We start from the raw sequence: 25,068 nt of genomic DNA on the forward strand, positions 1-25,068 counted from the left end.
TTTTGTATTTTATATTGAGCATGATTTAAAATTTTAGAATTATGATGAAGAATAGGTTAATCAAATGTGTTGATTAACCTAAATCTAGAAGTTTACTCGGCAGTAGTGCTTACAACTTCATCTTCATCATCTTCAGCAGTATCCATTCCTAATTCTTTTAGCTTACGAGTCAAGGTATTGCGACCCCAACCTAAAAGCTCAGCAGCATGGCGTTTTCTTCCTCGAGTTTGTTGTAGTGCAGCATTAATTAAGGTGCGTTCAAACATAGGCGTGGCGATATCCAATAATTTCATTTCGCCATTTTTGAGTTTTTGTACAGCCCACTGACTAAGCAACTCATCCCAATGCTGAATAGCGATACGATCTGCTTGATTGTGTGGATGATTTGGATCATCAGATTTTTGGATTGGTAGTTGTTTTAACTCAGAAGGAAGATCTTCTGGGTAAACCTCTCTTCCAGTAATCATCACTGTCAGCCAGCGACATGTGTTTTCAAGTTGACGTACATTACCTTGCCAAGGCAACTGTTTCATGTATTCAATAGTTTCTGTACGTAAAATCTTTGGACTTACACCAAGTTCTTTACCTGCTCGTGCGAGAAAGTGTTGTGCGAGCATCGGAATGTCTTCCGAGCGGTGAGCAAGTTTAGGAATATGAATACGAATTACATTCAGACGATGATAAAGATCCTCACGGAAGCGTCCATCATGTACTAATTTTTCTAGATCTTGGTGAGTCGCAGCGACAATGCGGACATCAACACGCACTGGAATGTGTCCACCGACGCGATAAAACTCGCCATCAGCTAAAACACGCAATAAACGCGTTTGGGTTTCGAATGGCATGTCCCCAATTTCATCAAGGAATAATGTACCGCCATTGGCTTGCTCAAAACGACCTTGTCGCTGAGTATTAGCGCCAGTGAATGCACCTTTTTCATGACCAAATAATTCAGTTTCAATCAAATCTTTCGGAATGGCAGCCATATTAAGCGCAATAAATGGCTTGCTGCTACGTGGTGAATGACGATGCAATGCATGAGCGACTAACTCTTTACCTGTACCTGACTCACCATTAATTAATACCGTAATGTGTGATTGCGACAAACGTCCAATTGCTCGGAAGACTTCCTGCATTGCAGGAGATTCTCCAATGATCTCAGTTGATTGAATTGGCTGTACGGATGATTTCGCAGATTCTTGTTGTTGGAGCTTATTAATGTGCATGATGGCACGATTGACAAGTGCTAAAGCCTCATCAATATCAAATGGTTTTGGTAAATATTCAAAAGCACCCGTTTGATAGCTTGATACTGCTGACTCTAGATCCGAATGTGCCGTCATGATGATCACAGGTAGATCAGGATAATGACCTTTGACTTTAGCGAGAAAGGTAAGACCATCAATTCCTGGCATCCGTATATCTGTCAAAATTACATCAGGTGTATCATCAAGTAACTGATCCAGTGCAGATTGAGCTTCTTCGAAACTGGTAACATCTAAACCTTCTTCTTTAAATGTTTTTTCTAGAACCCAACGCATGGCGCGATCGTCATCTATTACCCAAATTTTATTTCGCGACATGGTTTAACTCCCAAGGTATATAAAGACTAAATACGGTTTTGCCTGGAACAGATTGGCATTCAATCATTCCATTGTGTTGATGCATAATATTTTGTGCGATGCTCAGACCTAAGCCTGTTCCTTTAGCGCGTCCTGTGACTAATGGATAAAATACGGACTCTAAAATTTCCTCTGGAACGCCAGGGCCGTTATCTTCGATATCAATTCGAACAGTTGAGCGATGTAAAGTTCCGTTAATCGTGACAAGGCGATGAATACGTGTACGCAGGGTTAATTCAGGTTGAATGTCTTGAAAAAACTCTTTATTTTCAGTCATGGCCTGAATAGCATTTACACTGATGTTCAACATCACTTGAATAAGTTGATCCCGATCTGCTTCAACATCAGGTAAAGAAAGATCATAATCACGAGTAATTTTAATTTTCTTTTTTGTTTGGTTCACAATCAGAGAACGAACGCGTTCCAAAGGCTCGTGAATATTTACAGGTTCATAGCTTGGTAACTGCCGAGAACCGAGCATTGTGTCAGCAAGATTTCTCAGGCGATCTACTTCACTAATAATAATGTCCGTAAATTCTTTATATTCAGGATCATTTAAACTACGTGCCAATAATTGAGTTGCGCCACGTATGCCCCCTAATGGATTCTTAATCTCATGCGCGACACCTCTGATTAATTGGCGTGCGACCTGATGTTGTTGAATAAAATTTTCTTCTTTAGAAATTTTCAACATTCGATCAATTGGATTGAGTTCAATCAGAAGGAGGGGGTGATAACTTTTGCCAGTGTTAAGTTGGGCAACAGAATAGTCAACATGTACATCTTTAAAGTTCACAATAATAGTCGCTTCACGGCGGGTATAAGCTTGCCCCGTGAGTAATGTATTCGTGAGTGCTTCTTCTGTGTTAAATGAATCACCTGGAGATTGTAAAATACTGAGCACAGATTGACCTGATGCTCTTAATAAGCTGATATCAAAGAGTGCTTCACATGAGGAATTTAAATAAAAAATATTTAATTCACTATCGACTAAAAGTATCGCAGTGCTCAAGTTGTCTACGAGTAAACGGTAATCAATCGTTGGTTGTTGATTCATTAACCTTAAAATCCTGTCTTAAAATAGAGCAATTGCATCTATGTATTTTTCCATCACTGCTCACAAAGAGGGAGTTATTTAATTTTAACGTCCTCAAATAAAGCAAAATATGAGCCAACTTTGTTTGAAATCGTTAAAAATAACTAAAATGAACTCATTTATTAAGAAAAAAAGCGCGAAGCGATTGCAAAATATTCATGCAAAGTTGGGTTTATTTAATAATGCATCATATTGGTGCGATTGCAATATTTTTTAAAATTTATGGGAATATTTTGGTGCGTTATGCAAAGAGTGGGGTTTTCAACTGTTTTTATGAATTGAAAAGACATACAATACGCGGATTCTAGTGGAGCGCAGATTCATGAAATCCCCCAAAGTCGGTTTTGTTTCTTTAGGTTGTCCTAAGGCATTGGTAGATTCCGAGCGAATTCTTACTCAGTTAAAAACTGAAGGTTATGATGTAGCGTCGGATTATGACGGTGCTGATTTAGTTGTTGTTAATACCTGTGGTTTTATTGAATCTGCAGTACAAGAGTCATTAGACGCGATTGGCGAGGCGATGAGTGCGAACGGTCGCGTCATCGTAACAGGTTGTTTGGGTAAAGATGAAGAAAAAATTCGTCAAATGCATCCAAACGTACTTAAAGTTACTGGTGCAGCAGCTTATCAAGAAGTAATGGAAGCTGTGCATCAATATGTTCCTGAACCCCCTAAACACAATCCGTTTATTGATCTTGTACCAGAACAAGGTATTCGACTAACACCAAAACATTATGCATATTTGAAGATATCTGAAGGGTGTAACCATCGTTGTACCTTCTGTATTATCCCAAGTATGCGTGGCGATCTGGTATCTCGCCCAGTTGGTTCTGTATTAGAAGAAGCGGCGGCTTTAAAACGATCTGGTGTGAAGGAAGTCTTGGTTATTTCTCAAGATACTTCGGCATATGGTGTTGATACAAAATACAAGCTTGATTTTTGGAATGGTCAGCCTGTAAAAACTAAGTTCTACGATATGTGTGAAGCATTAGGTCAATTGGGTATTTGGGTGCGTCTGCATTATGTCTACCCATATCCACATGTTGATGCGGTTATCGATTTGATGGCACAGGGTAAGATCTTGCCTTACTTAGATATTCCATTCCAACACGCTAGCCCTAAAATTTTAAAACTGATGAAGCGTCCAGCGCATAGTGAAAACACGCTAGAGCGTTTAAAAGTTTGGCGTGAAAAGTGTCCTGATTTAGTCATTCGTTCTACATTTGTTGTTGGCTTCCCGGGTGAAACTGAAGAAGATTTCGTGCAACTTCTAGATTGGTTGAAAGAAGCTCAGCTCGATCGCGTTGGTTGTTTTACATACTCTCCAGTTGAAGGTGCAACTGCAAATGATCTGCCAGATCATGTGCCTGAAGAAATTAAACAGGAACGCTACGAACGCTTTATGCAGGTTCAGCAAGAAATTTCTGCTGCAAAACTACAAAAGCGTATTGGTCAAACCATGACTGTGCTGGTTGATGATCTAGAAGAAGAGTTTCCAGTTGCAGTGGCGCGTTCTTATGCAGATGCCCCTGAAATTGATGGAAATGTCTTTGTGGAAGATATTGATAAGAGCATGATTAAAGCAGGTGATTTACTGGTTGTTAAAATCACTGATGCGGATGAATACGACCTTTATGCAGAATTGATTGAAATTAAAACCGCATAATTGTTTGAAGTAATACTTATAAATGAATTCGGATATTGGAGTTTGTAATGTTAGATTCTAAAAAACCACGCTTTGGTCGTATTCTGCTAAAACTTTCGGGTGAAGCGCTAGCAGGCAATAAAGATATGGGTATCGATGCACAAGTGCTTGATCAAATGTCTTTATCTATTGCTCACTTGGTTGGTCTAGGTGTGCAAGTTGGTATCGTTGTGGGTGGTGGTAACCTTTATCGTGGTAGCCAATTACAGCAAGATGGGTTGGTTGGTCGCGTAACAGGTGATCAAATGGGTATGCTAGCAACTGTGATGAACGGTTTGGCGCTACGAGATGCATTGGTACGTCGTAATATTAAAACCCGTTTAATGTCAGCATTACCAATCGGTACAGTTGTAGAATCATATTCTAGCCGTGATGCGATTCGTCATTTAAATAATGGTGAAGTTTGTGTGTTTGTGGCGGGTACTGGTAATCCATTCTTTACGACAGATACCGCTGCTTGCTTACGTGGTATTGAGATTGAGGCCAACTTAATTCTTAAAGCGACGAAGGTAGATGGTGTCTACAATAAAGATCCAAGCAAATACGAAGATGCTGTTAAATATGATGCATTAACATTTGACCAAGTCTTAGATGAGAAACTTGGTGTAATGGATTTAACCGCGATTTGCTTATGCCGTGACCATAATGTTCCACTTCAAGTATTCGATATGAATAAATCAGGTGCGTTATTGTCAGTGGTTATGGGTGAAAAAGAAGGTACTCACGTTACTAATTGATGTACGTGGCTTTCAAAGCTATTTATACTAAACACTATTTTGAATTAAATTTTGAGAATTAGGTAAGGAAGATCACATGATTAACGATCTTAAAAAAGATGCTGAAGAGCGCATGAATAAATCATTGGACTCATTAGAGCATGGTTTTGCTAAAGTTCGTACAGGTCGTGCACATCCATCAATTCTTAACGGCGTAATGGTTCCTTACTATGGCTCTGATGTGCCATTAAACCAAGTTGCTAACATTGGTGTTGAAGATTCGCGTACATTGCTTGTTCAACCTTTCGAGCGCAATATGGTTGCTGCAATTGATAAAGCAATTCGTGAGTCAGATTTAGGTTTGAACCCAATTACTGCTGATTCAATTCGTGTACCAATGGCGGCATTAACTGAAGAAACACGCCGTGATATGCAAAAAGTGGCACGTAACGAGGCTGAAAATGCAAAAGTTGCGATTCGTAATATTCGCCGTGATGTATTAGGTGATATTAAAGCGTTGCTGAAAGAAAAAGAAATTTCTGAAGACGATGAGCGTCGTGCTGGCGATGAAATCCAAAAAATCACAGATAAATTTGTTGCTGAAGTTGAAAAGCGTTTAGCAGCAAAAGAAGCAGAGTTGATGAAGGTCTAAGCTATATAATGACCATCTCAGCAGAGCTTCTGCCTCAACATGTTGCCATCATTATGGATGGCAACAATCGTTTTGCAAAAAAGAAACATCTACAAAAAGGTGATGGACACCGTGAAGGAAAAAATGTCCTTGATCCGATTGTAGAGCATTGTCGTAAAGTGGGTGTAAAAGCACTTACTGTTTATGCCTTCTCAAGTGAAAACTGGAATCGACCTCAATACGAAGTTGATTTGCTCATGAAACTGTTGGAAGAGACGATTAATGAACAAATTCCTCGAATGATAAAGTTTCAGATTGGGCTTAGATTCATCGGGGATCGCTCTCGTTTATCGCCAGAATTGCAACAATTAATGTTGCAAGCAGAACAAAGGACTGCTACTTTCACAGAAATGACGCTCACAATTGCTGTGAGCTATGGTGGAATGTGGGATATCGCACAAACTGCTAAAACAATCGCACAACTCGTCAAAGAACAAAAAATTGATGTTGATCAAGTTGATGTTGATTTGTTTGCTCAGCATGTCAGTTTAGGTGACTTACCTCCAGTCGACTTATTGATTCGTACTGGTGGTGATTATCGATTGTCTAATTTTTTATTATGGCAATCTGCATATGCTGAGTTGTATTTTACTGAGACGTTGTGGCCAGAATTCACAACAGAAGAATTGGATCATGCCTTTGGTGTGTTTTTAGGGCGTGAAAGGCGCTTTGGAAAAACCTCTGAGCAGGTCCAACAAGAGAAAATAGAGAACTAATAATGTTAGAGCGGATAATTACCGCATTGATTTTAGTGGCTGTAGTCTTGAGCTGTATGTTTGCAACTACATCCATTTATCCAATGTTAGCGTTAATGATTATCGCTGCCGGGGGGGCTGGCTATGAGTGGTTTAAACTCATGCCTCGTCAAACTGATCAAGTGAATAAATTTAAAGCAGGATGCTTTGGTGTAATCACTGCGGTATTTTCTGCAATTGCGCTTTATTTTGATGATCTAGTACTGCTGTTGTGGAGTGCTTCGATTATTACTTGGGTTATTACCATTTATTGGGTTAAGCAATATCCTCTTTATGATGCGTGGTATAACACTTCACTGAATTGGATTGGTGTAGTGATTATTAGCGCTGCAGTATCGGCAATATACGAAGTCTGGATAAGTTCACCTTGGTGGCTCATGTATCTATTCCTCTTAGTGTGGGGTGCTGATAGTGGGGCGTATTTTGTAGGTAGGAAGCTTGGTAAGCGTAAGCTTGCACCTGAGGTGAGCCCGAATAAATCTATTGAAGGGTTAATCGGTGGTGTAATTACAGTCATCATTGTTATCTTATTTGTACAATTTAACTATTTAGATTTAACCGCAGTAGAGCATATTCTATTTTTACTCCTATCTGTGCTGACAGTATTTAGCTCAGTTCAAGGTGATTTATTTGAATCAATGATTAAGCGTCGTGCAGGTATTAAGGATTCAGGTCGTATTTTGCCTGGTCATGGTGGTGTATTAGATCGCATTGACTCATTGCTTGCTGCCGCACCTATTTTTGCTGCGGGAATATTTGTTTTAAAACTTGTTGGTGTAGATTTATAGATGTCTCAATCAGTATGTATATTAGGTGTAACGGGTTCAATTGGACAAAGTACCTTAAAAGTCATTGATCGACATCCAGAGAAGTACAATGTTTTTGCGGTATCTGCATTTAGTCGTGTAGAGCAGTTAAGCGAAATATGTCAACAATATCATCCACATTATGCTGTTGTACCTTCAGGCAAGGTGGATGAACTACATCAATTTTTCAAATTAAAAAATATCACTTCAACCGAAATTCTCTCTGATGAGTCGGGTTTAATCGCTGTTGCTGAGCATCCTCAGGTTGATATCGTGATGGCGGCGATAGTGGGTGCGGCAGGATTATTGCCAACACTCGCTGCTGTTCAAGCTGGTAAGCGTGTTCTTCTAGCAAATAAAGAATCGTTGGTGATGTCTGGTGACATCATGATGAAGGCCGCTAAAGAGAATAAAGCCTTATTATTACCTGTAGATTCTGAACATAACGCAATATTTCAGTGCCTGCCTCAAAATTATTTACAATTAGATACAGGTGGTAAACCCCAGTTAGGTGTTTCACAAATTTTGTTGACTGCTTCTGGCGGTCCATTTTTGCATCATACGCTAGATGAGCTCAGTAATGTGACACCTGCACAGGCTTGTAAGCACCCTAATTGGTCTATGGGGCAGAAGATATCAGTTGATTCGGCAACGCTAATGAACAAAGGTCTCGAGTTGATCGAGGCCTGTCATTTATTTTCAATTCAAGAACATTTTGTTACAGTGGTTGTGCACCCACAAAGTATTATTCACTCAATGGTTCAGTATGTTGATGGTAGTACTTTGGCTCAAATGGGTAATCCTGATATGTGTACGCCGATTGCACATGCATTTGCATGGCCAGATCGGATTGAAACACATGTTCCTCCGCTAGATTTATTTCTAAACGATACGCTTAATTTTATGCAGCCTGATACTGTACGCTTTCCAGCGTTGCAATTGGCTCGTGAAGCAATGAAATCTGGAGGATTGGCGCCTGCGATCTTAAATGCTGCAAACGAAATCGCGGTTGAAGCATTTTTAAAAAATAAAATCAAATTTTTAGATATTCCTAAAGTTGTTGAATCCACTTTGAACCATATTCAAAATTCAAATGCTGATTCTTTAGAGCTAATCCTAGAGACTGATGCGCTTTCACGTCGCTATGCTATTCAACTCACGAATTCACTGAGTACCTAAGATGAATATACTTTTCATTATCGTCGCGGCTATTTTGCTTCTAGGTCCATTGATTGCAATTCATGAATTTGGACATTACTGGGTAGCACGAAAACTTGGCGTTAAGGTTCTTGTGTATTCAATTGGATTTGGTCCAACAGTTCTAAAGTGGACCTCTAAAAAGTCAGGCATTCAATATCAGCTCTCTGCATTACCTTTAGGTGGTTATGTAAAAATGCTAGATGAGCGTGAAGGTAATGTAAGTGCAGAAGATTTACCTTATGCGTTTAATCGGCAATCCCCTTTAAAACGAATTGCAATCGTTGCTGCGGGACCACTTGTTAATTTAATTTTTGCTGTTTTACTGTTTTGGATTCTGTTCTTACCAGCTCAGGAACAATTAAACACTCGAGTTGGTAAAGTGATTGAAAATACGCCAGCCGCACAAGTAGAGATGCGTTCTGGTGATAAAATCATAGCTGTGGATGGAACTGCGACGCCAACTTGGGAAAAATTGAATTATGCGCTGATTGATCGCGTAGGTGAAAGTGGTACGATTCAAATTCAAGCTGATCGTGATGGTCAGGTACAAACTTTTAATTTACCGATTCAGCATTTTTTAAAAGATCAGTCTCAATCACCTTTGGATGTCTTGGGGTTTTTACCATATCGACCTCATATTCAACCAGTTGTGCATAAATTATCTGAAGATGGTGCTGCTATACGCCAAGGGATGAAAGAAGGTGATGTAATTGTCGCGATTGATAATAAAAAAATTAACGATTGGTTTGAAGTTGTTGATATAGTACAAAAATCACCAGAAAAACTATTGAATATTGAAGTGATGCGTCAAGGCGAGATTGTTCAATTAAAGGTCATGCCGCAAGGAAAGCGTGACAATATGGGCAATACGACAGGAATGTTGGGAGTGCAAGCTCAATCTGGTCAGATCAATATTCCTGCTGAATATAAGCATACAATTCAATATAATCCAGCGGAAGCTTTCGTGGTTGCGGTTGAAAAAACGGGTCAATTATCTTCTATGATACTTGGCTCAATTGTCAAAATGATTCGTGGATTGATTGGGTTGGATAATCTCTCGGGTCCAATTACGATTGCTAAAGTTGCAGGTCAAAGTGCTGAAATGGGGTGGCAAACTTTCATTTCATTTATGGCATTAATGAGTGTAAGTTTGGGTATATTAAATTTGCTTCCGATTCCGATGTTGGATGGTGGGCATTTAGTTTATTACATAATTGAATTAATTCGTGGTAAACCTGTTTCTGAACAAATACAATTGGTTGGATTAAAAATTGGTATGGTGTTGCTGGGAAGTATGATGTTTCTCGCAATATTTAATGATTTTATGCGTTTATAAGCGTTATAGATGGATAATTAACTTACTGGAAAACAATAGGCATGCAGCACAAACATTTATTTATGCCATTGGCACTCGTTAGCGCAATGGCAGCAGTACAACAAGTATATGCAGCAGACGAGTTTATCGCGCGGGATGTGCGTGTTGATGGATTAGTTCGACTAACGCAAGCTAATGTACTCGCAATGTTACCGGTGAATGCTGGGGATCGCATTAATGATCCAGTGATTGCGAATGCGATTCGTGCGTTGTATGCCTCTAATTCGTTTGATGATATTCAAGCTTTCAAAGAAAACGATGTTTTGGTTTTCAAAGTCGTTGAACGTCCTATTATTTCTAAAATCAATTTCAAGGGTAATAAGCTCATTCCAAAAGAAGCCTTGGAAGAGGGCTTGAAGAAAATGGGTCTAGCTGAAGGTGAGGTGCTCACTAAATCTGCACTTCAGACGCTAGAAACCGAGCTTGAACAACAGTATTCACAACAAGGTCGCTACAATGCTGATATTCAGGTTGAAACTGTTGCAAAAGCTAATAACCGTGTAGATGTCAATATTAATTTCATTGAAGGTAAACCAGCTAAAGTTTTTGAAATTAATTTAATTGGTAATACTGTATTTAAAGACGATGAAATTAAGCAAGTCTTTGCTGTCAAGGAAAGCGGATGGTTATCTGTCATTTCCAGAAATGATCGCTACGCGCGTGAAAAAATGGCAGCAAGCCTTGAAGCATTAAGAGCATTATACCTTAATAAAGGTTATATCAATTTTGAAATTACCAACTCTAATTTGAATATCAGTGAAGATAAAAAAAATATTTTCATTGAAGTTTCAATGAATGAGGGTGAGCAATTTAAATTTGGTGAAACCAAATTTTTAGGTGATGCTTTATATAAAGACGAAGATCTTCGTGCACTAAAGATTTATAAAGATGATGCAACTTACTCACAAGAGTTGGTGAATGCAGTAAAACAGTTATTACAGCGTAAGTATGGTAATGCTGGTTATTACTATGCGGAAATTAATGTTGTGCCTCAAATTGACAATGAAACAAAAAAAGTTAATTTGAATTATTACATCAATCCAGGTCAGCAAGTTACGGTTAGACGTATTAATTTTACAGGTAATACCAAGACTGCTGATGAAGTTTTACGTCGTGAAATGCGCCAGATGGAAGGCGCATTAGCGAGTAATGAAAAAATTGATCTTTCAAAAGTCCGTTTGATGCGTACTGGATTTTTCAGCAAAGTTGATGTTAAGCCGGTACGTGTTCCAGGAGCGCCTGATCAAATCGATTTGAATATCGCTGTTGAAGAACAACACTCAGGATCAAGTACTTTAGCTGTTGGTTATTCGCAAAACGGGGGTATTACGTTCCAAGCAGGCTTAAGTCAAACTAACTTCTTAGGTACAGGTAACCGTGTAGCGATTGATCTTTCTCGTTCTGAGACACAAGATTATTATAACCTAAGTGTTACTGATCCATACTTTACAATTGATGGTGTCAGCCGTGGTTACAATCTCTATTATCGTAAGACGAAATTAGATGAAGACTATAACGTTAACAATTATGTTACAGATAGCTTCGGTGGTGGTCTGAGCTTTGGTTACCCAATTGATGAGAATCAGAGCTTAAGTGCTGGTATTAATATTGATCAAACTGAAGTAACGACTGGTCCATTTGTTTCTACTTATGTGCGTGATTATTTACTTGCCAATGGTGGTAGGGAAACAAGTACTGGTAAGTATTGTCCAGTCGACTTAGAGCCAATTAAAGATGATAACGGTAATGTAATTGGTTATGAACCTTGCTCTGAACCTGAAGTTGAGTACGGTAATGAGTTTAAAGGTGATTTCTTTACTTATAGTTTAAATTTAGGTTGGTCTTATAACACATTAAATAATCCACGCTTCCCAACGTCGGGTATGTCTCATCGTGTTAATGCAGAGATTGCATTGCCGGGTAGTGATGTTGAATATCAGAAGGTAACATACGATACTCAAGCCTTTATTCCTTTAGGAAAGGATTTTGTATGGCGTGGTTATGGTAAGGTAGGTTTCGGTAATGATTTACCATTCTATAAAAACTATTACGCTGGTGGTTATGGGTCTGTTCGTGGTTATGATAATAGTACATTAGGTCCAAAATATCCGAGTATTACAGATGCTGCTCTAACTCGAGAAGATAGAAACCCTGAAGAGGTGGGGGGTAATGCATTAGTTCAATTTGGTACTGAATTAATCTTACCAGTTCCTTTTAAAGGCGACTGGGCGCGACAGGTCCGTCCTGTTATTTTTGCAGAAGGTGCTCAAGTGTTCGACACTCAATGTGACGTACCTACTGGAAATATTTATTTTGGCGCAACCAATTCGACTGCATTCGATGCTAGACAATACTGTAAAGACAACTTTGGTTTCGATGCTGGAAATATGCGATATAGTGTTGGTGTAGGCTTCACATGGATTACGATGATTGGTCCACTATCATTAAGCTATGCGTACCCTCTGAATGATAAGCCTGGTGATGAAACTAAGTCTGTTCAATTTGAAATTGGTCGTACTTTCTAGTACGGCCTTTTGCCTTTAAGGAATAATAATGAATATGTTTAAAACAACGATTTCAACGGTTTTACTCACATCTGTAGTTGGCTTTGCGCATGCAGCAGGATATGGGGTAATTGATTTAGAAAAAGTCGTTGAAAATAGCACGTACTTAAAACAGCAGAATACTCAGCTTGAGCAGACAATTAAACCGCAAACGGTAAAATTAGAACAATTGGGTAAAGAAATTGAAGCGTTGGCTAAATCAGCTCAAGCCAATCAATCGAATGCCCAGCAACTATCCTCTCAATATCAAACGAAGATGAACGAATTTCAATCTTTGCAACAGACTGTTCAATCACGTGTTCAAAGTACCATTCAAAATACAAATAAAGTTTTCGACTCAAGAATTAAACAAGTTGCTGAACAATTGCGCAAAGAAAATAATCTTGATTTAGTTTTAAATAAAAATGCTGCCTTGGCATATGACCCAAAATACGATTTAACTGCTAAAATGATTCAAAAGGTTAATGCAATCAAATAGTCAATGAAATCAAATCAATTTCGTCTCGATCACTTGGCCAAACTTGTACAAGGCCAAGTTATTGGTGATGCAGATCTGTTGCTAGAGGGTCTTGCAAGTTTAACTCAAGCGAACTCAAACCAAATTTCTTTTGTAAATTCTGATAGGTATTTAGACGAAGCGATTTCATCTCAAGCAGGTGCCTTAATTGTCACTTCTGAGATGCAGGCTCAGCTTAATCAGCATAATAATTTTATTGTCGTACAAAATCCGTATCTTGCTTTCGCGATTTTAACTCATGTGTTCGAATCTAAAACTGTGCAACGTGGTATCGAGGCCACCGCAGTAATCGATCCGAGTGCTATGATAGGGGATAATGTATATATTGGACATTATGTGGTGGTTGGCCCGCATGCCGTGATTGGTTCAAATACAGTCATTCATTCGCAAACTAAAATTGATGAGTATGTTGAAATCGGTGAGGATTGTTTCATTGATTCGCATGTCACGATTACGGGTCGATCTAAAATTGCTAAACGTGTTCGTATCCATGCGAATACCGTAATTGGAGGAGAGGGTTTTGGCTTTGCTCCTTATCAAGGTAAGTGGAACCGAATTGCTCAACTCGGGTCTGTTCAAATTGGAAATGATGTCAGAATTGGTTCCAACTGTAGTATTGATCGTGGCGCTTTGGATGACACTATACTTCATGATGGTGTGATTATTGATAATCTTGTGCAAGTCGCACATAACGTTCAAATCGGTGAAAATACTGCAATTGCTGCAAAATGCGGTATTGCGGGCAGTACTGTGATTGGCAAAAACTGTATCCTTGCAGGTGCTTGTGGTATCTCAGGACATCTAAAAATTGTAGATAATGTGACGCTAACTGGAATGTCAATGGTCACAGGTAGCATTTTAGAAGCTGGTACATATTCTTCAGGAATGGGATTGCTCGAAAATTCTCGTTGGAAACGAACAGTTGTTCGTCTAAGACAATTAGCAGATGTGCCATTGACCAAATTAGTCAAACAAATAGATGATATGCAGGCTCAGTTAGAGTCAATCGAATCAACTTTAAAATTGCGTAAATAATATGACAGAGTCTACTTTATCTTTTTCAATTCCTGAATTGCCGATGAATATTCAAACAATTCGTGAATATTTGCCGCATCGTTATCCATTTCTATTGGTAGACCGTGTTACAGAAGTGACTGAGAATGGAATTGTCGGATTTAAAAATGTCTCCATAAATGAAGAGTTTATGCAAGGTCATTTTCCAGGTTATCCAATCATGCCGGGTGTCTTAATCGTTGAGGCGATGGCACAAATTTCTGGCGTTCTTGGCTTTATCATGAACAATGAAAAACCAAAACCTGGTTCACTTTTTCTTTTCGCTGGCGCTGAAAAAGTTCGTTTTAAAAAACAAGTCGTTCCTGGTGATCAACTCGTGTTAAAATCAGAGCTTGTAATGCAGAAACGTGGTATTTACAAGTATCTTTGTAGTGCGAGCGTTGATGGTGTAATTGCAGCGACAGCTGAAATTATTATTTCTCATCAGAAATTAGAGCAAGCATGAGTAACAGTGATTTAATCCACCCTACAGCAATTATTGATCCTACGGCAACGATTGCTTCTGATGTAAAAATTGGTCCTTATTCGATTATTGGTCCTCATGTGACGATTGATAGTGGGACAGTGTTACATTCTCATGTGGTGGTTGGTGGATATACTCGCATCGGTAAATCAAACGAAATTTTCCAGTTTGCCAGTGTGGGTGAGGTGTGTCAGGATCTTAAGTATGCTGGTGAAGAAACTTGGCTTGAGATTGGCGACAACAACAAAATTCGTGAGCATTGCAGTCTGCATCGCGGTACAGTGCAGGATCAAAGTATTACTAAAATTGGTAGTAATAATCTGTTGATGGTCAATACGCATATTGCGCATGACTGTGTGGTGGGTAATAACAACATTTTTGCAAACAATGTTGGTGTCGCAGGTCATGTGCATGTTGGTGACTTCGTTGTTGTCGGTGGCAACTCCGGTATTCATCAATTCTGTAAAATCGACTCATACAGCATGATTGGTGGAGCATCATTGATTTTGAAGGATGTTCCTGCTTATGTGATGGTGTCTGGTAATCCGGCGCATGCATTTGGAATGAATGTAGAAGGTATGCGTCGTAAGGGTTGGTCAAAAGATGTAATCAATGGTTTGCGAGAATCATTTAAGTTAATTTATAAAAGTGGTCTAACGACACAACAAGCCATTGAGCAGATTACTGCTGAAATTTTACCAAATGTTTCTGAAGCTCAGCTCCTCATAGATTCTCTAAATGAATCTAAGCGCGGTATTGTTCGTTAAGAGCTTTTGCTAGAAAAAAAAAGACATCTTATGATGTCTTTTTTTATTCAACTTTTTTTGAAATATCCAGCTTCTTCAGAGTCAGGATAGGTGCTCAGTAGTTTATTTTTATAAATTTCAGCAGTTTGAGCGTTTTTATTTACATCTTTCGCGATGCTATACAGCTGATATAAAGATCGCGGTGCTTTTCCTGAATTTGGAAACTTCGAAGCGACAGTTTCATAGTGTTTTCTTGCTTCTTCATAATTGGGTGGTTCAATTGCTAAATTGAATTCAGCTAACCAAAAATAGGCATTACCTGTATACACACTATTTGGATTGTTACGTACAAAGTTTTGCATAGGTGCAATGGCTTTTTTTGCGCCACCTTGTTTGTATGCATCTAAGGCAACTGTATAAGCCGCTTTATCAAGTTCTTGTTGGTTGGTTTGATTCAAGTTCGTTGCATTTTGTGATGCTGTGGTATTGGAGTTAGTGCTAGTGCTTGGTGCAGTTGGCTCATTAGGAATGGGTGGTGCAGTATTAGGATCTTCGGCATTGGACTCCTCCACAGGATCAATTTTTTGTTGAAGGAGTTCTAATCTTTGATCTAGATCTGTATAGCGATTTTTTAATTCGTTGGTCAGTTGATTAATTTGATGTTCTTGTTCTTCTAATTTGCCTTGAAGTGCACGAATTTGATTTTCTAAGCGTTGATTTTGTTGGATAAGCTGCCAACTGGTGTTGGTAGGGGCTGTAGCGGTGTTATTCGCTGCGACTGCTGTTTGGTTCAAACTCGAATTTTGGCTTAATCCTTTTGATTCGATAGGAATATTGGCAAAAACTGATGTTGAGCTCATCAATGCTAGTGCAAGAAAAGTACGCTTATTGAGCATGTTCATTATTCCATTTGTGTCCATACTCAAATTTGAACTTTGAGTATTTTCAATTCTTAATAATCAGATCATTAAAAACGTCATAGCATTTAAAATCAATATAAATTTACAATGAAACTGTATAAATGAAGAAATTTAAGTTGAAGTTATTTAGATGAAAAATATCAAGTTTGTTGTTAATAGATTAGTAAATATTCACTTGAACTTTTTTAGTGCCTTTAAAGCCCATTATGGTCTTGCAAGATCGTTAAAAATCTCTATACTCTGTTCTTGCAATGGTAGCCCTGCTGGTGGCTTCGCAATTGTACTCTGAGAACCCCGCCAGGACCGGAAGGTAGCAACGGTATCAGAACTATGATGTGCCGGAGTTTTGCTAGTAGGGTTGCCACCATTATAATAATTTTATTTCTTATTCTTCATTCTCTTTTCGTTTTATAGCTTTCATAATCGCATCCATTTCAAAGCCTCTATATTGTAAAAAGCGAATTTGTTTTGCTTTTAATTTTGCGTCCTGAGCAACTTCATAGCCATATTTTTTGACCTTCAATAAGTATGCTTGTTCATACCAATCTATTTCTTCCATTTCTGGTTCAGCCAACGCTTTATCAACGTGTTTGCTTTTAAGCGCTAGCTTTATTCGATTTGGACCTTTTCCTTTACGTAATTGGCTGTGTACCGTCATTTCTGCAACGCGAGCATCACTTTGATAATTTTCTCGCGCTAGCTCATCAACTAAGCTCAAAACCTCTTCCTTATTTTGTGCATACAAAGCAAGTTTATCAATTAAGTCTTTTTTTGAGTATTCTTTGCGAGTTAAGACTGCAAATGCATACGATCTCAAACGAGTCCCTGTTAAGCCTTTATTCTGTGCTAGAACTGATGAATGAGTATCATCTAAATCACATTCATCTGGTGCTTGATCGGTTAGGTGTTGACTAGCCGAGTGTTGATCATTGATGGGATGTTGAGGTTCATCTTCATTCATTATTGATTTTAAGTCCTCATAATGAATGAACTTGGGAAACTTCTCTGACATTTTAAATCCATGCTCTTAAACAAAAGCGCCCATAATTTGGGCGCTTCGATTTCAAATTTTTTGAAAAATTATACTTCAAATAAATCAGCTTCTTCGTCATTTTCTTCGGTTGGAGCTGGTGTTGCTGTGGTTAACAACTGTTCACGAATCATGCGATCAAGATCTTGTGCAAGTTGAGGATTTTCCTCAAGATGACGAATCACGTTGTTCTTACCTTGTCCAATCTTGTTACCTTGGTATGAATACCAAGCACCAGCTTTTTGAACAAGTTCTTGTTGTACAGCGAGATCGACCAATTCAGCAAGCTGATTTGTACCTTTACCGTACATGATTTGGAATAATGCTTCACGGAAAGGAGGTGCCATTTTGTTCTTCACCACTTTAACGCGTGTTTCAGAACCAACAATCTCATCGCCTTCTTTCACTTGACCAATGCGGCGAATATCTAAGCGTACAGAAGCATAGAATTTGAGCGCATTACCACCAGTAGTGGTTTCTGGACTTCCAAACATGACACCAATTTTCATACGAATTTGGTTAATGAAGATCACCATGCAGTTGGAGCGCTTTGCATTACCTGTAATTTTACGCAATGCTTGGCTCATTAAGCGTGCTTGTAGACCCATATGAGAGTCACCCATTTCACCTTCAATTTCGGCTTTAGGGGTTAAGGCTGCTACAGAATCGACAACAATTAAGTCGATAGCGCCAGATCGTACCAGCATATCTGCAATTTCTAGTGCTTGTTCACCGTGATCAGGTTGTGACACCAATAAGTTATCGATATCAACACCAAGTTTGCGAGCATATTGAGGATCTAAAGCATGCTCAGCATCGATAAATGCACAAGTACCACCAGATTTTTGACATTGCGCAATCGCTTGAAGTGTCATGGTGGTTTTACCTGATGATTCTGGACCATAAATTTCAATAATACGGCCTTTAGGTAAACCACCAATACCTAGTGCGATATCCAATGTAAGAGAGCCTGTAGATACAGCTTCTACAGCTTGAACAGTATTGTCACCGAGGCGCATTACCGTATTTTTACCAAATTGTTTTTCAATTTGGCTTAAAGCAGCACTCAGTGCTTTGCTTTTATTATCATCCATCTCATAACCTCAAAACGATGTAAATCACTGATAACTTAAGTGGATGTCTTTAATTAAGTCTAATGTCCACGGCATTTATAGTGACAGAAAAAATCGAACTGTTCTATAATTTTAAACTTCAAAACGACAGTATTTGTCGCTTTAACTTATTCATCATCGTATGACCAAACTTCGTCATATTGCTGACCATTTTGTTGACGGAATCTTGTAATATCACGTCGATCTTTTTTGCTTGGTCGATGATCTGGTCGTGCAAGATTATGCAATTTTCTTTGTGCAGAAAGCAACTCACGACGCGCGATACTGACTTCAGTTTCTTCATAGAGTAATTGTGCAGTAGGTGCCCCGCCTCGTACAGATGATAATGCTTTCACAATGACGGTTTTCTTTTCAAATCCCTGCTGAATCGTTAACTCCATTCCTACACGTACTTCTCTGGAAACTTTAACACGATCATTGTTGTGATGAACTTTACCACCTTCGATTGCTGCTTTGGCAATTGAGCGGGTTTTAAAAAAGCGTGCTGCCCAAAGCCACTTATCAATTCGCATTGAATCAGTGATTTTAGTTTCATGCTGTTTTGACATTCATTTCTTTCTCATGGTTAATTTGGTCTAAATAGGGGATTAATGATCTTAGATCATTAATTGCAGGATACTGAAGTTTAGACCTTTCGCGCTCAGGTTGAGCGCTAGATGGTTGGGTAATTGTGATTAGATGCTCAATACCAAAAGATTTAGCACCTTCGAGTACAACCGCAGTATCATCAACGAGAACGCAGTGACGAGGTTCAAATGGGTGCATTTGCTGTAATTGATACCAAAATTCAAAACGCTCTTTAGCAAAACCGATTGTTTCACTACTGATCATCACTTCAAAATAAGAGGTGAGGTCAACTTGATTCATTTTCAATGCCAAACCTCTTTCATCAGCATTGGTGACTAACCATATTCGGTATCCAGCTTGCTTAAGGCTTGATAATAACGCAATGCATCCCTGTCTCGGCTTGATGAATTCTTTGTGATCGTGTTGAAGCTGAAAAGTATCAACGCCGACTTTGGCTGTCCAAAAGCGCGTAGAATACCAATCGAGCGTGTGCTTATGATCTTGATAAAATTTAAATAGAATTTGATTGCTCTGCTCTAAACTGATTTGATGAGTTTTGGCATGTCGCTCAGGGAGTTTGTGATTCCAAATTAAATCGTCAAAAGCAAGATCGAGTAGGGTTCCATCCATGTCGAACATGATGATGGGTTTATTCATTCATCTTTCCTCAGGTATTGTTGCAATTTAGCACAAATAAAAACAACAAAATGGGTGTTATTTAAATATCGATTTACACCATCATTTGATGCAAAAGGTTGGACTCGCATCAGCATTTTAAAATTGAACTTCAAGAATGGGTGTGCGTGGTGACTTCTATATTTCATTCCATTCATATTATATCGAATTAGATGTGTGAGGTCACAAATTTAGATCTTGATAATGAATACAAAAATAGTATAGAAGTCGCTATGAAAGCATCATATTTTTTGAAAATGGTGCATAGGAGTTTGAAGTATGACAAAACATGATAATAGTTCGAAACCACACAAAGAATCTAATGAGGATAAAGGGAATCAGGACTCTTTTAAAAATAAAGAGCCTGTAAAAAAACCGAATGAACAGCCTGAAAGTCCAGTCAAAGAGCAAAAATAAAAAACAAGCCTTCTTTAAGAAGGCTTGTTTTTTTATGGTGATATTAACTCTAAGGCGCGCTCTGATTTTTGGAACTATTGCGGGTGTTATTTAAGATGAATTGAGGGTTGTTGGCAATCACGCTTCGGAATTTGTTTTAAAAGTGTTAGAGTTCTTATGATTGAAATGGGTTATGTGTTTCAAAGTGGTTATATTTTATAGGTTTGCTACTATAAATATAAATCCAACAATGCAAATTAAATCACGCTGCATTTTAGGCTGAGGTTCTTAATATGATCGTCGTGCTTAGAGTGTGTAGCGCCAGAAAAAATAGGTTTTATCCATGTTTATCACAACGCATGCTCCCCAAGATCAACAAATGTTAAATTTGGTTCCGATTTTGGCTGTTGCAAGCCAAATATTATTAGAAGAATATCAAAATTATTGTGCTGGACGTGATTTTAAAATCAATGAAAAAGATGATCATTCTCCTGTAACTCAAGCAGATTTAAAGGTCAATCAATATCTGCTCAGAGAGCTTGCAAAACTTACACCTGATATTCCAATCATTTCTGAAGAAAGTGATTATTCGGAGCGACATGAATGGCCTCAATGTTGGATGCTAGACCCTTTGGATGGTACGAAGGAGTTTATTCATGAGCGTGATGAATTTACGATTAATCTGAGTCTTATTCAGAACCATCAAACTGTATTTTCAGTCATAGTCGTGCCGACAGAGCAAGTTATGTATATGGGCTATTTGACGGATCTTCCTTATAAATATTCATTTATGAACAATATTTGGGAAAAATATTGCAAATTTAAAGTCTCACCAGTCGATGCCATCCAAATTGGACTGAGTCATAGTAGTAAAAATCCTAAGTATCAACACTATATTGATTATATTGAAAGAGAAATACCGGTTATACGTCGTGAAGCTGGAAGTGCTTATAAATTTTGTATGATGCTTGAGGGTGAAATAGATATTTACCCAAGATTTCATCCAACCTCCGAGTGGGACACTAGTGCTGGACAAGGCTTGCTAGAGAGCATAGGAGGTGGTTTGTTGACCTTGGATTCTGTGCCATTTACCTATAATCAGCGTGATACTGTTTTGAATAATGGTTTTATCGCCTATCGTGATCCTGAAATGAGGCAATTGGCTTTAGATGCGTTGTCAAATGTACTTTAGGGGAGTGGAACTATAATTTCATCGTGTTATAGTCAAATTAATTTCATTTAATAGAATTATTATGTCGCTGAAGTTGCTTCCTCCAAGTATGCTCAGAGCGGTTGATTTACTGCCCGATGTTGCTGTGCCTGTTACACTATTTACTCGCCACTCAATTCGTGAAATGGTGGTGGGCCAAGGACTCGCTGGATATGATTTGCAATTAACAGATCAAGGTAAGGATCTGGCGCAGGCTTGGGGGGCTTATCTTATTGATCAAACAGATCGTGTGATTGAACACTGTATTTCTAGTCCAATTCAACGTTGTATTGATACTGCAGCACTGATGATTCAAGGTGCTGATCAAATCAATCCTAAGTCAAATACCCATCATATTAAAATTGTTGAGCAGGGGCTTTTGGTCGAGCCTGGTAGCTTCGTTTTAGATATCGAGCAAGCTGCGCCATATTTTAAGCAACAAGGTGCTTTGGGATTTATCAATAGCTTTGTAAACAATACTTTACCTGGGATGAAGCAGCCAATTACAGGTGTGATTGATGTTTTACATTTGCTTTATCAAACTCACCCTCAACAGAATCATGGATTAAGTTTGGCGGTTAGCCATGACACTATTCTGGCTGGTATTCTGGCTGTGATTTCAGGTAAAACACAGATTATTCAGCAGGATTGGCCAGAAATGATGGAAGGTTTGTTTGTTTGGTTTGAAGGTGAAGCATTCATAGATGCAAAATTGAAATGGATATGGCGTGGTGAATGTAATGAGCTGTCTATTCGTGAATTTGTAGAGCAAGAAAGATAGTAATTTTAATATTATTTAAGTATTGTTGATAAATTTAAAATATAAAAAAAGCCCTTAAAGGGCTTTTTTTAACGCAACTTAGTTAGAAGCTAGAGCTTTAACTTGTGCATTTAAACGGCTCTTATGACGAGCAGCTTTGTTCTTATGGATGATACCTTTGTCAGCCATACGGTCGATTACAGGTACTGCAGTTTTGTAAGCTTCAGAAGCTGCTGCATAGTCACCTGCAGCGATCGCTGCTACTGTGCGTTTAAGGTAAGTACGAACCATAGAACGTAAGCTTGCGTTGTGTTTACGTGCTTTAACGTTTTGACGAGCACGTTTTTTTGCTTGAGCAGAGTTTGCCACTCGTGCACTCCTTGAAATTGATTGGTCTGGGCGGGCTGAAATTTCAACTAAATACAAACATTAGAAGAATTTACACCAGCCCGTAAACAAGTGCCATATTGTGATTAAATGATGCGGCAAAGTCAAGTCTTGACATGCTTTGACAACATTTTTGATGCAGATAAAATGCGGTTAGCACGTTAGATTAGATAAATATTGGAAGGAATGGCGAAAAAATGATTAAAAATATTAAAAGTGCAATAGTTATAGGGGCAACTGGTTTAGTTGGTCGATCTTTGGTAAATCATTTGAATCAATTGGTAGATTGCGAAAGAATTGTCGTAGTTGTTCGTAAGCATGATGAACAATTTGAACAGTTCACCAAAGTTGATCAGTTGGTCATTGATGACTTTTTAATGTTAAATGATGAGGACGCTTCTGAATTCTCACATGCTTTTAGTTGCCTAGGAAGTACAATTAAAAAAGCAGGCTCTAAAGAAAATTTTTACAATATCGATTTTGAGATAAATGCTCATTTTGCTGATTTGCTCGTGAATACCGATACTTTTTTTGCAATTGTAAGTGCGGAAGGTGCGAATGAAAGATCTCCATTCTTCTATAATCAAGTGAAGGGAAAGTTAGAAAATTATCTAAAATCATTATCACTCTATCAATTGGCGATCATTCGACCTTCACTCTTAATTGGTGAAAGAGCTGAAACAAGGACACTCGAAGATATTTCTCAGAGTATTTTCAAGCGAGTATCGCAATTTCTGCCAAATACATTCAAATATAAGCCAGTGACAGCAGAGCAAGTCGCTAATACTATGGTCGTGAGCGCAAGAACTCAAAATGAAAAAATTAAGATTTATGATAATTTAGAGATTCAAAAACATAACTGAGGGTATAAAAAGTGACAACGCCAACATTTGTGACGTGTGATTTACTGGATGACCATCCTGATTTAGATATTCAAGTATTGTATCCATCTATTGATGGAAAATTCTTCAAAAGTTACGGCGGTGTAAAAAGCTTTGGGGGTGAAGCTGTCACTGTTAAATGTTTTGAGGACAATTCACGAGTAAAAGAGTTACTCGCTACAGATGGGCAAGGCAAAGTTTTAGTTGTAGATGGTGGTTCTTCCATGCGTTGTGCATTGATGGGAGATATGATTGCTGAGTCTGCCGTTAAATATGGATGGGGTGGTGTCATTATTAATGGTTGTGTTAGAGATGTTGATGCTATTGCGAGTTTAAATCTAGGCGTGCACGCACTTGCGGCTATACCTCAAAAAAGTAATCGCAAAGGGGTGGGCGAAACCAATATCACGATTCAAATTGGAAATATCACAATCCAACCAGGTGATTATATCTATGCAGACAATAATGGAATTATTGTGTCCAAGACAAAATTAGTCGATTAATTTAAATAAAACAAAAACGAGGTAATCAGTATGGTGATTCATCAATTAAAAGTGGCTCAGGCGCTAGCTTCAGCTGTTGCAGAAGGTGGACGTGGGACTTCAGGTACACCGTTTCCTAAACAGCCAGAAAAAGCATTAAAGCTTTACGAATTTGAAGGATCACCATTCTGTCGTCGTGTAAGAGAGGTGTTGACTTTACTTAATCTTGACTACGAAGTGTATCCTTGTCCGAAAGGTGGAAGGGTCTATCGAGATCAAGTAAAAACACTTGGTGGTAAGATTCAATTTCCTTTTTTAATTGATGAAAATACTGGGGCTAAACTTTACGAGTCTCAGGATATTATTCACTATCTTTTTAAGTATTATGGTGAGACAGGTCAAACACCGAAGCAATTCTCACACTACCCCAAATTGCCTGTAGTTGCTCTAGCTGGAACACTGATTAATGGTGCTCGTGGGATTTTTATAAATAAAGCGATTAAGCAGAGACCACAACCCGAGCATTTAATTGAGCTGTGGGGATTTGAAGCGAGTCCATACACCAGAATCGTGCGCGCTGAACTCACAGAACTTGAATTACCATTTAAGTTTCATAATGTTGCTAAAGAACGTTGGCAGGATCAAGGACCAGCGATTTTACGATTGAAGCCTGGGAAATATATTCCTTTGGCTGGCGGTAAACGCGAGCAGGTTGTAAAGGTAATGAATCGCAAGGGGAAGGATATACAAGTCCCGTATTTAGTTGATCCTAATACAGGCGTAAAATTGTTCGAATCGAAGAAGATTGTAGAATATTTAAGAAAAAATTACGGTTAATTTTAGTTTGAGTGCTTTTTGGTCATGAATATAGGTGTATTCGTGACCAAATGCTAAGATAAAACATTATTTTGAGTTTTCAGCTTTTCTTATCGAACTATGTTTAAAAAAATTTCTGATTTGTTTCAAAAAAAACCATCGGCTGAGCAAGTTTATTTACAGACCCATCAAATTCGTCATGATCCTGAATTAGGATATATTATCGATGATGTTGTTTTGAATGAACTAAATGAAAGATTGTCATATTTTTCGAACCGAAAGGTTACTCGTTTTGATGATTTGGAAAATTTATTTTATCGGGGAATGTTGATCAAAGAGAAAATAGATCTCGAGTTGAATACAGGTCGTTTTACTACGAGATTAGGTAATAATCAACAGAATCTAGAACAGTTAAAAAAATTCGTTATATTGCTCAATGATTATTATCGTGAATTCAAACGTGAGCGCTAATGTTTGCGAC

At 38.4% G+C, this 25,068-nt stretch carries 27 protein-coding genes and 1 other RNA gene; 20 read left to right on the plus strand and 8 right to left on the minus strand.

Annotated elements, in window-relative coordinates:
* Window positions 1-92: 92 nt before the first annotated feature.
* Together glnG and glnL are read right to left on the minus strand one after the other, a co-directional pair.
* Window positions 93-1,583 (minus strand): nitrogen regulation protein NR(I), encoded by a 1,491-nt coding sequence (gene glnG / locus AC1M9A_RS02900; protein WP_481591044.1) that lies wholly within the window; start codon window positions 1,581-1,583, stop codon window positions 93-95.
* Window positions 1,570-2,679: a nitrogen regulation protein NR(II) gene (gene glnL / locus AC1M9A_RS02905; RefSeq protein WP_481609583.1), complete on the minus strand. Its 1,110-nt coding sequence runs from the start codon at window positions 2,677-2,679 to the stop codon at window positions 1,570-1,572. The genes glnG and glnL overlap by 14 nt, the downstream gene beginning before the upstream one ends.
* 361 nt (window positions 2,680-3,040) lie before the next feature.
* On the opposite strand from glnL, the gene rimO reads away from it, so the two are divergent.
* The 12 genes from rimO (at window position 3,041) to lpxA (ending at window position 15,351) form a co-directional block, all read left to right on the plus strand.
* A complete protein-coding gene (gene rimO / locus AC1M9A_RS02910) occupies window positions 3,041-4,384 on the plus strand; it encodes a 30S ribosomal protein S12 methylthiotransferase RimO (RefSeq protein ID WP_179998097.1) in 1,344 nt (447 codons plus the stop codon).
* A 47-nt stretch (window positions 4,385-4,431) separates the two neighbouring features.
* Window positions 4,432-5,160 carry a UMP kinase gene (gene pyrH / locus AC1M9A_RS02915; RefSeq protein WP_035263670.1) on the plus strand — a complete coding sequence of 243 codons (729 nt, stop codon included), beginning with the start codon at window positions 4,432-4,434 and terminating at the stop codon, window positions 5,158-5,160.
* Window positions 5,161-5,236: 76 nt separating this feature from the next.
* Window positions 5,237-5,791, plus strand: coding sequence for a ribosome recycling factor (frr, locus tag AC1M9A_RS02920; RefSeq protein WP_481588194.1), 555 nt, complete (start codon window positions 5,237-5,239; stop codon window positions 5,789-5,791).
* Window positions 5,792-5,799: 8 nt separating this feature from the next.
* The gene (gene uppS, locus AC1M9A_RS02925; protein ID WP_481587503.1) at window positions 5,800-6,546 is read left to right on the plus strand and encodes a polyprenyl diphosphate synthase; all 747 of its coding nucleotides are present in this window, start codon (window positions 5,800-5,802) and stop codon (window positions 6,544-6,546) included.
* A gap of 2 nt (window positions 6,547-6,548) precedes the next feature.
* A complete protein-coding gene (locus AC1M9A_RS02930) occupies window positions 6,549-7,373 on the plus strand; it encodes a phosphatidate cytidylyltransferase (RefSeq protein ID WP_035263666.1) in 825 nt (274 codons plus the stop codon).
* Window positions 7,374-8,570 carry a 1-deoxy-D-xylulose-5-phosphate reductoisomerase gene (gene ispC / locus AC1M9A_RS02935; RefSeq protein WP_481595343.1) on the plus strand — a complete coding sequence of 399 codons (1,197 nt, stop codon included), beginning with the start codon at window positions 7,374-7,376 and terminating at the stop codon, window positions 8,568-8,570.
* A 1-nt stretch (window position 8,571) separates the two neighbouring features.
* Window positions 8,572-9,927, plus strand: a complete 1,356-nt coding sequence (rseP, locus tag AC1M9A_RS02940) for an RIP metalloprotease RseP (protein WP_481595342.1) — start codon at window positions 8,572-8,574, stop codon at window positions 9,925-9,927.
* 41 nt (window positions 9,928-9,968) lie between these two features.
* Entirely contained in the window at window positions 9,969-12,491 is a 2,523-nt protein-coding gene (gene bamA / locus AC1M9A_RS02945) for an outer membrane protein assembly factor BamA (RefSeq protein WP_092766346.1), read from the plus strand.
* A 28-nt stretch (window positions 12,492-12,519) separates the two neighbouring features.
* Window positions 12,520-13,008 carry an OmpH/Skp family outer membrane protein gene (locus AC1M9A_RS02950; RefSeq protein WP_373683274.1) on the plus strand — a complete coding sequence of 163 codons (489 nt, stop codon included), beginning with the start codon at window positions 12,520-12,522 and terminating at the stop codon, window positions 13,006-13,008.
* Between the two features lie 3 nt (window positions 13,009-13,011).
* Window positions 13,012-14,082 (plus strand): UDP-3-O-(3-hydroxymyristoyl)glucosamine N-acyltransferase, encoded by a 1,071-nt coding sequence (lpxD, locus tag AC1M9A_RS02955; protein ID WP_481609584.1) that lies wholly within the window; start codon window positions 13,012-13,014, stop codon window positions 14,080-14,082.
* A 1-nt stretch (window position 14,083) separates the two neighbouring features.
* On the plus strand, window positions 14,084-14,566 hold the full coding sequence (gene fabZ / locus AC1M9A_RS02960) for a 3-hydroxyacyl-ACP dehydratase FabZ (protein ID WP_035263658.1): 483 nt from the start codon (window positions 14,084-14,086) through the stop codon (window positions 14,564-14,566).
* Window positions 14,563-15,351 (plus strand): acyl-ACP--UDP-N-acetylglucosamine O-acyltransferase, encoded by a 789-nt coding sequence (lpxA, locus tag AC1M9A_RS02965; protein ID WP_035263657.1) that lies wholly within the window; start codon window positions 14,563-14,565, stop codon window positions 15,349-15,351. Before fabZ ends, lpxA begins: the two co-directional genes overlap by 4 nt.
* A 47-nt stretch (window positions 15,352-15,398) precedes the next feature.
* On the opposite strand, the gene AC1M9A_RS02970 is transcribed toward lpxA, so the two are convergent.
* Window positions 15,399-16,226 (minus strand): YbgF trimerization domain-containing protein, encoded by an 828-nt coding sequence (locus AC1M9A_RS02970; protein ID WP_481607409.1) that lies wholly within the window; start codon window positions 16,224-16,226, stop codon window positions 15,399-15,401.
* 285 nt (window positions 16,227-16,511) lie between these two features.
* On the opposite strand from AC1M9A_RS02970, the gene ffs reads away from it, so the two are divergent.
* Window positions 16,512-16,608, plus strand: an RNA gene (ffs, locus tag AC1M9A_RS02975) — signal recognition particle sRNA small type.
* A gap of 27 nt (window positions 16,609-16,635) precedes the next feature.
* Here the strand turns inward: ffs and AC1M9A_RS02980 are convergent.
* The 4 genes from AC1M9A_RS02980 to AC1M9A_RS02995 form a co-directional block, all read right to left on the minus strand.
* Window positions 16,636-17,262 (minus strand): regulatory protein RecX, encoded by a 627-nt coding sequence (locus tag AC1M9A_RS02980; RefSeq protein WP_481609585.1) that lies wholly within the window; start codon window positions 17,260-17,262, stop codon window positions 16,636-16,638.
* Window positions 17,263-17,330: 68 nt separating this feature from the next.
* Window positions 17,331-18,374 carry a recombinase RecA gene (recA, locus tag AC1M9A_RS02985; protein WP_481609586.1) on the minus strand — a complete coding sequence of 348 codons (1,044 nt, stop codon included), beginning with the start codon at window positions 18,372-18,374 and terminating at the stop codon, window positions 17,331-17,333.
* Window positions 18,375-18,520: 146 nt separating this feature from the next.
* Complete coding sequence (locus AC1M9A_RS02990; RefSeq protein WP_035263651.1) at window positions 18,521-18,961, minus strand: RNA-binding S4 domain-containing protein; 441 nt, start codon at window positions 18,959-18,961, stop codon at window positions 18,521-18,523.
* Complete coding sequence (locus AC1M9A_RS02995; RefSeq protein ID WP_481609587.1) at window positions 18,945-19,637, minus strand: HAD-IA family hydrolase; 693 nt, start codon at window positions 19,635-19,637, stop codon at window positions 18,945-18,947. The genes AC1M9A_RS02990 and AC1M9A_RS02995 overlap by 17 nt, the downstream gene beginning before the upstream one ends.
* A gap of 297 nt (window positions 19,638-19,934) precedes the next feature.
* On the opposite strand from AC1M9A_RS02995, the gene AC1M9A_RS03000 reads away from it, so the two are divergent.
* From AC1M9A_RS03000 to AC1M9A_RS03010, 3 genes are all read left to right on the plus strand, one after another.
* Window positions 19,935-20,072 carry a hypothetical protein gene (locus tag AC1M9A_RS03000; protein ID WP_171076720.1) on the plus strand — a complete coding sequence of 46 codons (138 nt, stop codon included), beginning with the start codon at window positions 19,935-19,937 and terminating at the stop codon, window positions 20,070-20,072.
* Between the two features lie 322 nt (window positions 20,073-20,394).
* Window positions 20,395-21,243: a 3'(2'),5'-bisphosphate nucleotidase CysQ family protein gene (locus tag AC1M9A_RS03005; RefSeq protein WP_481609588.1), complete on the plus strand. Its 849-nt coding sequence runs from the start codon at window positions 20,395-20,397 to the stop codon at window positions 21,241-21,243.
* 61 nt (window positions 21,244-21,304) lie between these two features.
* Window positions 21,305-22,042, plus strand: coding sequence for a histidine phosphatase family protein (locus tag AC1M9A_RS03010; protein WP_180027812.1), 738 nt, complete (start codon window positions 21,305-21,307; stop codon window positions 22,040-22,042).
* A 78-nt stretch (window positions 22,043-22,120) separates the two neighbouring features.
* Here the strand turns inward: AC1M9A_RS03010 and rpsT are convergent, their stop codons facing one another.
* Window positions 22,121-22,390, minus strand: a complete 270-nt coding sequence (rpsT, locus tag AC1M9A_RS03015; protein WP_035263646.1) for a 30S ribosomal protein S20 — start codon at window positions 22,388-22,390, stop codon at window positions 22,121-22,123.
* 215 nt (window positions 22,391-22,605) lie between these two features.
* On the opposite strand from rpsT, the gene AC1M9A_RS03020 reads away from it, so the two are divergent.
* The 4 genes from AC1M9A_RS03020 to AC1M9A_RS03035 all read left to right on the plus strand — a co-directional run bounded on the left by AC1M9A_RS03020 (window position 22,606) and on the right by AC1M9A_RS03035 (window position 25,058).
* Window positions 22,606-23,271 (plus strand): Rossmann-fold NAD(P)-binding domain-containing protein, encoded by a 666-nt coding sequence (locus tag AC1M9A_RS03020; protein ID WP_481594610.1) that lies wholly within the window; start codon window positions 22,606-22,608, stop codon window positions 23,269-23,271.
* An 11-nt stretch (window positions 23,272-23,282) separates the two neighbouring features.
* A complete protein-coding gene (gene rraA, locus AC1M9A_RS03025) occupies window positions 23,283-23,792 on the plus strand; it encodes a ribonuclease E activity regulator RraA (protein ID WP_180027814.1) in 510 nt (169 codons plus the stop codon).
* 30 nt (window positions 23,793-23,822) lie between these two features.
* Window positions 23,823-24,608 carry a glutathione S-transferase N-terminal domain-containing protein gene (locus AC1M9A_RS03030; RefSeq protein WP_481609589.1) on the plus strand — a complete coding sequence of 262 codons (786 nt, stop codon included), beginning with the start codon at window positions 23,823-23,825 and terminating at the stop codon, window positions 24,606-24,608.
* A 99-nt stretch (window positions 24,609-24,707) separates the two neighbouring features.
* Window positions 24,708-25,058 (plus strand): hypothetical protein, encoded by a 351-nt coding sequence (locus AC1M9A_RS03035; protein ID WP_180027816.1) that lies wholly within the window; start codon window positions 24,708-24,710, stop codon window positions 25,056-25,058.
* The last annotated feature ends 10 nt before the right edge of the window (window positions 25,059-25,068 follow it).

This window comes from Acinetobacter sp. ANC_7634 (assembly GCF_056779875.1).